Here is a 12077-nt window from a genome sequence, read left to right as displayed (position 1 = left end):
GAATATCATCGGGCATCAGGCGATTATGCGAGAACCAAATCCCCCTGCGGATGGCAGGAGCAGGCCAGTACGTAACCTTCAGCGATTTCGGCGTCGGTCAGCGTCATTGTGCTGCTCACCGTATATTCACCGGAAATCACTTTCGTCTTACAGCAGCCGCAAACACCCGCACGACAGGCGGCGACAACCGGAACGTTATTGCTTTCCAGCGCCTCCAGTAGCGTGGTGCCAACCGGAGCGTAAAATTCTCGTGCCGGTTGCAGTTTGGTGAATTTCAGACCGCTGGTCGCCGCTTCCGCTACTGGGGTGAAGAATTTCTCTTTAAAGAAACGCGTCACGCCGAGCGCTTTCACTTCCTGCTCTACCCAATCCATATATGGCGCAGGGCCACAGGTCATCACGGTACGTGAGGCTAAATCAGGGACACCTGCCAGCAGTTCGCGAGTGAGACGACCAGCGATAAAGCCTTCGGTAACGTTATTTTCCGCCACCAGCGTTACCGGATAGTTACGCCACTCATCGGCGAAAATCACATCCTGCGGCGTACGCACGTTGTAGATCACCTGCACATCGGCCTGTGGACGGTTCTTCGCCAGCCAGCGACGCATCGACATAATCGGCGTAACGCCGCAGCCTGCCGCCAGCAACAGGAATTTATCTTCTGCTTTATCGTCGCAGGTAAATTCCCCCATCGCGTCCGAAAGCCAGAGATAATCACCGCGTTTTACATCGCGCGTCAGCCACCGAGAGCCGACACCGTCATCAATCCGCCGCACGGTCAGGGTGATGTATTCACTCACGCCTGGCGTGGAGGAAATGGTGTAAGCACGCAGCGTTTCCGCTGAGTTACGCACGCTGACCAGCGCATATTGCCCGGCGCGATACGGGTAGTAATCGTGGCAAATCAGGGAAATCGTCCACACATCCGGCGTTTCTTGCGTAATGTGATGAACCTGCATCCGCCACGGGCATTGATTCGTTGGCATCGTCATCGACAAACTCCTTACGCGCTCAACAGTTGCTTCATGTCTTCTTCAACAGTGGTGATAGAACGCAGGCCGAATTTCTCGTTCAGCACCGCCAGCAGGTCTGGTGTCAGGAAACCAGGTGCAGTTGGGCCGGTGACGATATTTTTCACACCCAGAGAAAGCAGCGTCAGCAGAATGACAATCGCTTTCTGTTCAAACCAGGAGAGCACCAGCGACAGCGGCAGATCGTTCACCCCACAGCCCAGTTTCTCTGCCAGCGTTACCGCCAGAATAATTGCTGAGTAAGCATCGTTACACTGACCAGCATCTACCAGACGCGGCAGACCTTCGATATCGCCAAACTCAAGTTTATTAAAGCGATATTTACCGCAAGCGAGGGTCAGGATCAGGCAGTCATCCGGCACGCTGGTGGCGAAATCGGTGAAGTAGTGACGCTCGCCGCGTGCGCCGTCACAGCCGCCAAGCAGGAAGATATGACGCAGTTTTTCACGGCTCACCAGATCAATCAGCGTATCGGCTGCGCCAAGCAGTGTCTGGCGACCAAAGCCCACGGTGATCAGGTGCGGAATTTCGCTGTACGGGAAGCCCGCCATCTGTTGCGCCTGGGCAATGACCGCAGAGAAATCTTCGCCATCCAGATGACGCACACCCGGCCAGCCAACGATGCTGCGGGTCCAGATACGATCGTCATAAGCGCCTACGGTTGGGTCGATGATGCAGTTCGAGGTCATCACGATGGGGCCTGGGAAACGAGCGAACTCCACTTGCTGATTCTGCCAGCCGCTGCCGTAGTTACCGACCAGATGCTTGAATTTACGCAGCTCCGGGTAACCATGCGCAGGCAGCATTTCGCCGTGGGTGTAGACATTAACGCCCGTGCCTTCGGTCTGTTCCAGCAGGTTGTAGAGATCTTTGAGATCGTGACCGGAAATCAGAATGCATTTACCCGCCGTCGCTTTGACGTTGACCTGGGTTGGCGTCGGGTGACCGTATTTACCGGTTTCGCCTGCATCCAGAATGCTCATCACTTTGAAATTCATCTGGCCGATTTCCATTGAACACTCAAGAAGCGCGTTCATATCGGCAGGCCAGGTCCCCAGCCACGCCATGATTTTATGGTACTGGGCATAAATATCGTTGTCGTATTGACCGAGAACATGCGCGTGTTCCATATAGGCCGCCGCACCTTTCAAGCCATACAGGCACAGCAGACGCAGGCCGAGAATGTTTTCGCCAATCGCCGCTTTATCTTTGTTAGGGGTAAATTCTGCTGCCTGACGTTGCAGCTCGCCGAGATCGTCGCTCACCAGTTGCAGGTCAGCCATCGGGTTATCGACGCGGGCGTTGGCATCTACAGCCAGGCATTGTGCTTTCAGCGCCTCGCGCAGGGCAATCGCTTCACGAGCGTAGCCGACAATACGCGGAGAATCGAAGTTAACGTTGGTCAGGGTTGAGAAAAAGGCACGTGGCGCAAAGCTGTCTACATCGTGGTTGATGATGCCGTATTCACGTGCTTTCACTGCCCAGGCCGAAAGCCCTTGCAGCGTCGCGATGAGTAAATCCTGAAGGTCAGAGGTTTCCGCCGTTTTGCCACACATCCCCTGCGCGTATGAGCAGCCGTTTCCTGCCGGAGTACGGATAGTTTGTTCACATTGCACACAAAACATGATCACACCTTTTAAAGTTATATTTAATATACATGTTTAAGGTTAAGACGCTTAACGCGGGGATAAAAGAGATTTTTAATGCAACTTTAAGGGAGATTGATTTAGCGCAATTTTGGCGGCAGAGATCTACCGCCAGAGAGGTATTATGCAGAGAAAAAGGCGATGAGAATCGGCACTAACAGACTAAGAATAAAACCGTGAACAATCGCCGCCGGGACCATATCCAGCCCGCCTGTACGTTGAAGAACGGGCAGGGTGAAATCCATCGACGTCGCACCGCATAAGCCCAGTGCAGTAGAGCGGCTACGGCGAATCAGCCCAGGGATTAACATAATAGCAATCAGCTCACGGGCCAGATCATTAAAAAACGCCGCGCTCCCGATTACCGGACCAAAGGATTCGGTCAATAAAATACCGGAAAGAGAATACCAGCCGAAACCGGAGGCCATTGCCAGCGCGGTATTGATGGGAAGATCAAGAATAAAGGCGTTAATTAAACCACCAATTAATGAACTGGCAACCACCACCACGGCGACAATCATTCCCCGGCGATTAAGGACAATCTGCTTTAAGGTCATGCCATTATTGCGCAACTGAATACCGACGAGGAAAAGTAGCAGAATTAAGGTGTATTCACTGGCTTCGGTCGCGTGTTGTAAGAAAGCCAGTCCACTCAGACCAATGGCAAAACCAATCACTACTACGCCGCACAGTTTTAGCGACTCCAGCGCCATCGCAATACGCGACGGGAGTTTTTCTTGATGATGGTGGTTGCGCCATGGCAGGCCGCGCTCCAGCCACATCAGGGCGGCAATATTACACAGTAAAATAACGGTAATACTGACGGCAGAATAATGCAGAATTGCCAACAAGTTACTGGCGAGGTTATCGAGAAACGCCAGACTGATACCCATAAAAAAGAGAATAAGGTAAACCATCCAACTTAATAGCTGATTAATAACTCTTAATGCAGCTTTTTGGCGAAGCGGAATGAGGTAACCCACAATCAGGGGAACCAGAATGATTAACAGCCCAGAAAACATGAAAAACCAGTCCTTGCAAAGAAGATTCGAAATGCGCGATGACACACTACTGAAAGCGGAAGGACGAGTAAAGTTGCAATTAAAAGGAAATGTTATGCATAAGGATCGGTAGGGTATTCATTTTCATTTAAAGATATTCTTGCGCTTTAATTACAAACCGCACCGGTGTTGGTGGCGTCAAAATCGCCGAGGCGTTCCCTGAAGGCCGGGGCAGCCCACATGGATGTGGGCTGAGGGCGCGTTTTACAGGGATGTTACCTCGCGCCCGACCCGGTAGCCGTAAGGGATAAGTCGAGGGCACCGCGCAGCGGCGATTTTGTTCGCCAGAGCCCGGGGGTGCAGGGGGCGGCGGCGATTGGCCGCCCCCTGCACGCTCCTTGCGCCAGTGGCAATATGTGGCTTAGCTCATGAAAGGAGCGCAACAAGATGATGAATCAACATATAACAACATCTTAAAAAAAGGCCTGACATTGCGCCAGGCCTTCTGCGTTAATTAATCGCGTTTTTCCAGTAGAGTCCGGTAAATCAGACCACCGATAATACCGCCGACAATTGGCACCACCCAGAAGAACCACAGTTGTTCTAATGCCCAGCCGCCCTGGAAGATAGCAACCGCAGTACTGCGCGCCGGGTTAACGGAAGTGTTAGTCACCGGAATACTGATTAAGTGAATCAGGGTTAAGGCCAGACCAATGGCAATTGGCGCAAAACCAGCAGGAGCGAATTTGTCAGTTGCGCCGTGGATCACCAGCAGGAAACCTGCACTCAATACCAGTTCAACTACCAGCGCGGAAAGCATGGAATAACCGCCTGGTGAATGCTCGCCATAACCGTTAGAAGCAAAACCGCTGGCTGCCGCGTCAAAACCCGTTTTACCACTGGCAATTAAATACAGCAGCGCCGCCGCAACAATACCGCCGACAACCTGGGCAATTACGTAGCCAACGACTTCTTTTGCCGGGAAACGTCCGCCAGCCCATAAACCAATAGTGACCGCCGGGTTAAAATGACCACCAGAAATATGACCAACAGCAAAGGCCATTGTCAGAACGGTCAGACCGAACGCCAACGCCACGCCGGCAAAACCAATGCCTAATTCCGGGAAGCCTGCGGCCAGTACGGCACTACCACAGCCGCCAAAAACAAGCCAGAAAGTACCAAAACATTCAGCTGCTAATTTTCTGAACATATCCACCTCAATTAAAAATTGACCCTGTGAAAAATATGGTCGTTTTATAGGGTCGTCGTAAAAAAGTGACGACGGAAATGATGCGCGGCTATTTTAAAAACGAAGGCAAGTCATTCACCAGATAAATAAATCCAGTAAATTTGATTTAAGGCAACAGCGGGTTGCCCCATATAGTCATTTGTCTGATTGACAGTGTAGTGCAAGCGAAAGATTTAATCCTTTAGGCGTAATAAAAAATAATTTATCATGCTAATTATTTGATTTTGTTGTTTTTGCAGACTTGTCAGCAAGAGGGAGTATAACGCGATTATTCGCTCATTTTTCAGACATTTGCCATGCTTAAATGTGATGTCATCACGTATTAGCATGGCCTTTCCCGTTATACTGCCAGCGTAAAGGATAAGTCACATATTTCTGGAGGGGATATGATTCTTGAGCGCGTTGAAATTGTGGGTTTTCGCGGTATCAACCGTTTGTCGTTGATGCTGGAACAAAACAACGTCCTGATTGGGGAGAACGCGTGGGGTAAATCCAGCTTGCTGGACGCCTTAACCCTGCTGCTATCGCCAGAATCAGAACTCTACCATTTTGAGCGCGACGATTTCTGGTTCCCGCCGGGAGATATCAACGGGAGAGAACATCATCTGCATATTATTTTGACCTTCCGCGAGTCGCTGCCAGGCCGACATCGGGTTCGCCGCTATCGGCCGCTGGAAGCGTGCTGGACGCCATGCACCGATGGTTATCACCGTATTTTTTATCGTCTGGAAGGGGAGAGTGCGGAAGACGGCAGCGTGATGACACTGCGCAGTTTTCTCGATAAAGACGGACATCCGATTGATGTTGAGGATATTAACGATCAGGCTCGTCATCTGGTGCGTTTAATGCCGGTGCTGCGCTTGCGTGATGCCCGTTTTATGCGCCGTATTCGTAACGGCACGGTGCCAAATGTCCCCAATGTGGAAGTCACCGCGCGCCAGCTCGATTTCCTCGCCCGTGAATTATCCTCACATCCGCAAAATCTCTCTGATGGGCAGATTCGTCAGGGACTTTCCGCAATGGTGCAACTTCTTGAGCATTATTTTTCTGAGCAGGGGGCCGGACAGGCGCGATATCGTTTAATGCGGCGGCGAGCCAGCAATGAGCAACGAAGCTGGCGCTATCTGGATATCATCAACCGGATGATTGACCGACCTGGAGGGCGCTCGTATCGGGTTATTTTGCTCGGCCTGTTTGCTACTTTATTGCAGGCAAAAGGCACATTGCGACTGGATAAAGACGCCCGTCCATTGTTGCTGATCGAAGATCCAGAAACCCGTTTGCACCCCATTATGCTTTCAGTTGCCTGGCATCTGTTGAACCTTCTGCCATTGCAGCGCATCGCTACTACCAACTCGGGAGAGTTGCTTTCGTTAACGCCGGTAGAGCATGTTTGCCGACTGGTACGAGAGTCCTCTCGCGTTGCCGCCTGGCGTCTGGGACCGAGTGGCTTGAGTACCGAAGATAGCCGACGCATCTCCTTTCACATTCGTTTTAACCGTCCGTCATCGCTGTTTGCCCGCTGTTGGCTGCTGGTGGAAGGGGAAACGGAAACCTGGGTTATCAATGAACTGGCGCGTCAGTGCGGACATCATTTTGATGCCGAAGGGATCAAGGTCATTGAGTTTGCCCAGTCCGGACTAAAGCCACTGGTTAAATTTGCCCGGCGAATGGGGATTGAATGGCATGTACTGGTCGATGGCGATGAAGCAGGGAAGAAATATGCCGCTACGGTACGCAGCCTGTTGAATAACGATCGGGAAGCCGAACGAGAACATTTAACGGCGTTACCGGCGCTGGATATGGAACATTTTATGTATCGCCAGGGATTTTCCGATGTGTTCCACCGCGTGGCGCAAATCCCGGAAAATGTACCGATGAATCTGCGCAAAGTTATCTCGAAAGCGATCCATCGCTCTTCCAAACCCGATCTTGCCATTGAAGTGGCAATGGAGGCCGGACGTCGTGGTGTGGACTCCGTACCGACGCTGCTGAAAAAAATGTTCTCACGCGTGCTGTGGCTGGCGCGCGGTCGGGCCGACTAACTACAAAACATCGTGGCCATTTGTGGCTGAATAGCGTCGAGCATCTCATAGCGCCGACGGTATTCAGCCCGTTTTTTACTGGCGATTTCGGCAATCTCTTTTCGTGCTATCTGTGCTGGAAGGCGGTAATGGCGTTCAGCATCACATACGCCGCCAACCGATTCCCAGAAAGCGTTGTAATCGGCATGGATCTTGCCTTCTTTATCGCGATAACGCAGGCTGCGGTAAATATGCGTTTCATTGCTGACGGCAATAATCTGCTCTACCTGCAAACGTTGGGCAAACAGACAGGCCGCTTCCATCACGAGGCGTTTGGGAAATAGCCCGTGGCAGGCTTTCGTCGCATTCTGGATTTCCTGGTGTGGAATTTCCCATTTTGCGCCTTGCAGTCCGCCAATAAACATCGTCCTTTTCCCCTGATATTCACACAGGGTAAAAGTGAGCTCTGCCAGAGGAATACCTTCGCTGTTGCGGAACAGGATGGTGCTGTCACCTTCTTTATCCATTGAGATCATCATGGTCAGCTCAAGCGTGAACTGCTCGCCGTTTTTGCCTTCCAGCTTCGCCAGTTGCAGCCCGGGGGTATTCAAATATAAGCTGAATTCTTCCGCCGACATACACCCGCGGAGTAACGCATAATGGTAACGTAACGCCTCCAGCAATTGCTTACGGCTAAGATTCGCCGCAAGGTAAGGGCGATGCAGACGTACAGGCAGTCGCGGCTGGCGCGTTAACAACACATTGAGATTAGGCCAGTGGGAAAGTTCGTTCATCCACTCAACGCTTAAACGCGGCATAATCAACGAGCGCAGCAAAAATTTCTGGCGAAAACTACGGCGATGCCAGAATTTACCCGGCCGACACTGTCCTCGTGCCAGACTAAGAAAAAGTGACAGGCTGCTGAGAGATTCAGATGGCGTAAAGGTCCGTTCAGTTAGCTGCGACATATTCATGAAATCAATGGTTATACATGACGTCGATTTAACCATTGCGTATCTTAACCAAACATCAATAGTGTGATTATTAACGTAAATTTTAGTGTTTTGTTGATATTTCGTTGAAGTTAATGACCCGGATTGGCATATGGAGTATTCAGAATATTTATGAAAAAGCGGAAAACCGTGAAGAAGCGTTACGTTATTGCGATGGTGATAGTCATCGCCGGGTTGATTACGTTATGGAGAATTCTTAACGCACCCGTGCCGACTTATCAGACGCTGATTGTGCGCCCCGGTGATTTACAGCAAAGCGTGCTGGCGACCGGAAAGCTGGACGCGCTGCGTAAGGTTGACGTGGGCGCGCAGGTCAGCGGTCAGTTGAAAACGCTGTCGGTGGCGATTGGCGATAAAGTAAAAAAAGACCAGCTTTTAGGGGTTATTGATCCTGAACAGGCTGAAAACCAGATCAAGGAGGTGGAAGCAACGCTGATGGAGCTACGCGCGCAGCGGCAGCAGGCGGAAGCGGAGCTGAAACTGGCGCGGGTGACGTATTCCCGTCAGCAACGTCTTGCACAAACGCAAGCGGTTTCACAGCAGGATCTCGATAACGCCGCGACGGAGATGGCTGTGAAACAGGCGCAAATTGGCACCATTGACGCGCAAATCAAGCGCAATCAGGCCTCTCTCGATACGGCTAAAACCAATCTCGATTACACCCGCATCGTTGCCCCGATGGCCGGGGAAGTCACGCAAATCACCACTCTGCAAGGCCAGACGGTGATTGCCGCACAACAAGCACCGAACATTCTGACGCTGGCAGATATGAGCACCATGCTGGTAAAAGCGCAGGTTTCTGAAGCGGATGTAATCCACCTGAAGCCGGGGCAAAAAGCCTGGTTTACGGTGCTTGGCGATCCACTGACGCGCTACGAGGGGCAAATCAAGGATGTGCTACCGACGCCGGAAAAGATTAACGACGCTATTTTCTATTACGCCCGTTTTGAAGTACCCAACCCCAATGGTTTACTGCGGCTGGATATGACCGCGCAAGTGCATATTCAGCTCACCGATGTGAAAAATGTGCTGACGATCCCTCTGTCGGCGTTAGGCGATCCGGTTGGCGATAATCGTTATAAAGTCAAATTGTTGCGTAATGGTGAAACACGCGAGCGTGAAGTGACGATTGGCGCACGTAACGATACCGATGTTGAGATTGTCAAAGGGCTGGAAGCGGGCGATGAAGTGGTGATTGGTGAGGCCAAACCAGGAGCTGCGCAATGACGCCCTTGCTCGAATTAAAGGATATTCGTCGCAGCTATCCTGCCGGTGATGAGCAGGTTGAGGTGCTGAAGGGCATCAGCCTCGATATTTATGCCGGTGAGATGGTGGCGATTGTCGGCGCTTCGGGTTCCGGTAAATCGACCCTGATGAATATTCTCGGCTGCCTGGATAAGGCCACCAGCGGCACCTATCGCGTCGCCGGTCAGGATGTTGCCACGCTGGACGCCGATGCGCTGGCGCAACTGCGCCGCGAGCATTTCGGCTTTATTTTCCAGCGTTACCATTTGCTTTCGCATTTAACCGCCGAGCAAAACGTTGAAGTACCCGCCGTCTATGCCGGTCTTGAGCGGAAACAGCGGCTGCTTCGCGCCCAGGAGTTACTGCAACGACTGGGGCTGGAAGACCGTACAGAGTATTACCCGGCACAGCTTTCGGGTGGCCAGCAACAGCGCGTCAGCATCGCGCGGGCATTGATGAACGGCGGTCAGGTAATTCTTGCCGATGAACCGACCGGCGCACTGGACAGCCATTCTGGCGAAGAGGTGATGGCGATCTTGCATCAGCTGCGCGATCGCGGGCATACGGTGATTATCGTCACCCACGATCCGCAGGTTGCTGCTCAGGCCGAGCGGGTGATCGAAATTCGCGACGGCGAAATTGTGCACAATCCTCCCGCCGTTGAAAAAGTGAATGCTACTGGCGGGACGGAACCTGTTGTCAACACGGCGTCTGGCTGGCGGCAGTTTGTCAGCGGTTTTAACGAGGCGCTGACGATGGCATGGCGGGCGCTGGCAGCGAATAAAATGCGTACTTTACTGACCATGCTGGGGATTATAATCGGTATTGCGTCGGTGGTTTCCATTGTCGTGGTGGGCGACGCCGCCAAACAAATGGTACTGGCGGATATTCGTTCTATTGGTACGAATACTATTGATGTCTATCCCGGGAAAGATTTTGGCGATGACGATCCGCAATATCAGCAGGCGCTGAAGTACGATGACTTAATCGCCATCCAAAAACAACCGTGGGTCGCTTCAGCCACACCTGCCGTCTCGCAAAACCTGCGCCTGCGTTATAACAATGTTGATGTTGCTGCCAGTGCCAATGGCGTGAGCGGCGATTATTTTAATGTCTATGGCATGACCTTCAGTGAAGGAAACACCTTTAATCAGGAGCAGCTGAACGGTCGTGCCCAGGTCGTGGTTCTCGACAGTAATACTCGCCGCCAGCTTTTCCCCCATAAAGCAGATGTGGTTGGCGAGGTGATTCTGGTCGGCAATATGCCCGCCAGAGTCATTGGTGTGGCGGAAGAAAAACAGTCGATGTTTGGTAGCAGTAAAGTGCTGCGTGTCTGGCTACCTTACAGCACGATGTCCGGGCGAGTTATGGGCCAGTCGTGGCTTAACTCCATTACTGTCAGGGTGAAAGAAGGATTTGACAGCGCCGAGGCGGAACAGCAACTCACGCGTTTACTTTCACTGCGCCACGGTAAGAAGGATTTCTTTACCTGGAACATGGACGGCGTCTTGAAAACCGTTGAAAAGACCACACGTACTTTACAACTGTTTCTGACGCTGGTGGCGGTGATTTCGCTGGTAGTGGGCGGTATTGGTGTAATGAATATTATGCTGGTGTCAGTGACCGAGCGGACGCGGGAAATTGGCATTCGCATGGCTGTAGGTGCGCGAGCAAGCGATGTTTTGCAACAGTTCCTGATCGAAGCCGTACTGGTTTGCCTGGTCGGTGGCGCGTTGGGAATAACACTGTCACTGTTAATTGCTTTCACCTTACAGCTTTTCTTACCCGGCTGGGAGATTGGTTTTTCACCGTTGGCGCTGCTGCTGGCGTTTCTCTGCTCGACGGTCACCGGGATTTTATTTGGCTGGTTACCCGCACGAAATGCGGCACGACTGGATCCAGTAGATGCTCTGGCACGAGAGTAATTTTTGAGATAAAAATGCCAGCCGATCGGGCTGGCATTTTGCCTTTAGGATGTACACAATGAGACAGAAGAGCTATGCGACTGCCGCTTCTACTTCGACGGGCACAATAACACTGGCGTGATTGCCTTTTGGCCCCTGGTGGACATCAAACTGAACGGATTGTCCAGCTTTTAGCGTTCTGTAACCATCCATCTGAATGGTAGAATAATGAGCGAAAATATCTTCGCCGCCGCCTTCAGGGCAGATGAAACCAAACCCTTTGGCATTGTTGAACCACTTAACAGTACCCTTTTCCATGCTTCGACATCCTTCGCAAATCTTATACAAGTAAGATGGAATAAACCGGGGTCAGAGAGGGGGCTGTTCAAAACCTCGCCAACTCTAGAAATACAATTTAGAGAATTAGGGCGAGCCGTCAAGCATTTGACAGGGGCCAGGGGGCAGGTATGAATCAAAAATTTGAAGCAGTTAACGCTATTGACAGGAATGTGACAGATGTCGCTGATGCTAACGATAGATGATAGTTATCTATCATGTGGAGTAAATTGGTCAGGCAAATAAGCTCTTGTCAGCGGCAGGGCGTTCTGCCGATAACCGTAACCGAAGATGATAACTGACAATGGGTAAAACGAACGACTGGCTGGACTTTGATCAACTGGCGGAAGAAAAAGTTCGCGACGCGCTAAAACCGCCATCTATGTATAAAGTGATATTAGTCAATGATGATTATACTCCGATGGAGTTTGTTATTGACGTGTTACAAAAATTCTTTTCTTATGATGTAGAACGTGCAACGCAATTGATGCTCGCTGTTCACTACCAGGGGAAGGCCATTTGCGGAGTCTTTACCGCTGAGGTTGCAGAAACCAAAGTGGCGATGGTGAACAAGTACGCGAGGGAGAATGAGCATCCATTGCTGTGTACGCTAGAAAAAGCCTGAATG

Annotated in this window: 11 protein-coding genes; 5 read left to right on the top strand and 6 right to left on the bottom strand. The window is 51.5% G+C overall.

The window, feature by feature from the left end; translation table 11 throughout:
* Positions 1-23 precede the first annotated feature (23 nt).
* The 4 genes from hcr to aqpZ all read right to left on the bottom strand — a co-directional run bounded on the left by hcr (position 24) and on the right by aqpZ (position 4888).
* Entirely contained in the window at positions 24-992 is a 969-nt protein-coding gene (hcr, locus tag HBM92_RS16165) for an NADH oxidoreductase (protein WP_000178690.1), read from the bottom strand.
* A gap of 11 nt (positions 993-1003) precedes the next feature.
* Positions 1004-2656 carry a hydroxylamine reductase gene (gene hcp, locus HBM92_RS16160; protein WP_000458843.1) on the bottom strand — a complete coding sequence of 551 codons (1653 nt, stop codon included), beginning with the start codon at positions 2654-2656 and terminating at the stop codon, positions 1004-1006.
* 143 nt (positions 2657-2799) lie between these two features.
* Positions 2800-3699, bottom strand: a complete 900-nt coding sequence (gene lysO, locus HBM92_RS16155) for an L-lysine exporter LysO (protein ID WP_000491135.1) — start codon at positions 3697-3699, stop codon at positions 2800-2802.
* A 493-nt stretch (positions 3700-4192) separates the two neighbouring features.
* Positions 4193-4888, bottom strand: a complete 696-nt coding sequence (gene aqpZ / locus HBM92_RS16150) for an aquaporin Z (RefSeq protein ID WP_001298299.1) — start codon at positions 4886-4888, stop codon at positions 4193-4195.
* Between the two features lie 425 nt (positions 4889-5313).
* Here aqpZ and HBM92_RS16145 point away from each other — a divergent pair, with 425 nt between their 5' ends.
* Entirely contained in the window at positions 5314-6972 is a 1659-nt protein-coding gene (locus HBM92_RS16145; RefSeq protein WP_000599826.1) for an ATP-dependent endonuclease, read from the top strand.
* On the opposite strand, the gene HBM92_RS16140 is transcribed toward HBM92_RS16145, so the two are convergent.
* A complete protein-coding gene (locus HBM92_RS16140; RefSeq protein ID WP_001351020.1) occupies positions 6969-7925 on the bottom strand; it encodes a VirK/YbjX family protein in 957 nt (318 codons plus the stop codon). The two genes, HBM92_RS16145 and HBM92_RS16140, sit on opposite strands and share 4 nt — an antisense overlap.
* 150 nt (positions 7926-8075) lie before the next feature.
* Between HBM92_RS16140 and macA the strand changes: the two genes are divergently transcribed.
* Entirely contained in the window at positions 8076-9191 is a 1116-nt protein-coding gene (macA, locus tag HBM92_RS16135; RefSeq protein WP_000746478.1) for a macrolide transporter subunit MacA, read from the top strand.
* The gene (gene macB, locus HBM92_RS16130) at positions 9188-11134 is read left to right on the top strand and encodes a macrolide ABC transporter ATP-binding protein/permease MacB (RefSeq protein ID WP_000188129.1); all 1947 of its coding nucleotides are present in this window, start codon (positions 9188-9190) and stop codon (positions 11132-11134) included. Before macA ends, macB begins: the two co-directional genes overlap by 4 nt.
* Positions 11135-11206: 72 nt before the next feature.
* Here macB and cspD read toward each other — a convergent pair whose 3' ends face one another.
* Complete coding sequence (gene cspD / locus HBM92_RS16125; RefSeq protein ID WP_000410785.1) at positions 11207-11431, bottom strand: cold shock-like protein CspD; 225 nt, start codon at positions 11429-11431, stop codon at positions 11207-11209.
* 149 nt (positions 11432-11580) lie between these two features.
* Between cspD and yljB the strand changes: the two genes are divergently transcribed.
* Entirely contained in the window at positions 11581-11655 is a 75-nt protein-coding gene (gene yljB, locus HBM92_RS25450) for a protein YljB (protein WP_001406719.1), read from the top strand.
* 98 nt (positions 11656-11753) lie between these two features.
* Positions 11754-12074, top strand: a complete 321-nt coding sequence (gene clpS, locus HBM92_RS16120) for an ATP-dependent Clp protease adapter ClpS (protein ID WP_000520781.1) — start codon at positions 11754-11756, stop codon at positions 12072-12074.
* Positions 12075-12077 lie beyond the last annotated feature (3 nt).

Source organism: Escherichia sp. E.sYA108, from assembly GCF_011754335.1.
GTDB classification, from domain to species: Bacteria; Pseudomonadota; Gammaproteobacteria; order Enterobacterales; family Enterobacteriaceae; genus Escherichia; species Escherichia coli.
This window is presented reverse-complemented; position numbering and strand designations above follow the sequence as displayed.

What these genes read in the sequence shown, in the direction of transcription:
- hcr (WP_000178690.1), bottom strand. Translation starts at nt 992, where the DNA reads ATGACGATGCCAACGAATCAATGCCCGTGGCGGATGCAGGTTCATCAC.
- hcp (WP_000458843.1), bottom strand. Translation starts at nt 2,656, where the DNA reads ATGTTTTGTGTGCAATGTGAACAAACTATCCGTACTCCGGCAGGAAAC.
- lysO (WP_000491135.1), bottom strand. Translation starts at nt 3,699, where the DNA reads ATGTTTTCTGGGCTGTTAATCATTCTGGTTCCCCTGATTGTGGGTTAC.
- aqpZ (WP_001298299.1), bottom strand. Translation starts at nt 4,888, where the DNA reads ATGTTCAGAAAATTAGCAGCTGAATGTTTTGGTACTTTCTGGCTTGTT.
- HBM92_RS16145 (WP_000599826.1), top strand. Translation starts at nt 5,314, where the DNA reads ATGATTCTTGAGCGCGTTGAAATTGTGGGTTTTCGCGGTATCAACCGT.
- HBM92_RS16140 (WP_001351020.1), bottom strand. Translation starts at nt 7,925, where the DNA reads ATGAATATGTCGCAGCTAACTGAACGGACCTTTACGCCATCTGAATCT.
- macA (WP_000746478.1), top strand. Translation starts at nt 8,076, where the DNA reads ATGAAAAAGCGGAAAACCGTGAAGAAGCGTTACGTTATTGCGATGGTG.
- macB (WP_000188129.1), top strand. Translation starts at nt 9,188, where the DNA reads ATGACGCCCTTGCTCGAATTAAAGGATATTCGTCGCAGCTATCCTGCC.
- cspD (WP_000410785.1), bottom strand. Translation starts at nt 11,431, where the DNA reads ATGGAAAAGGGTACTGTTAAGTGGTTCAACAATGCCAAAGGGTTTGGT.
- clpS (WP_000520781.1), top strand. Translation starts at nt 11,754, where the DNA reads ATGGGTAAAACGAACGACTGGCTGGACTTTGATCAACTGGCGGAAGAA.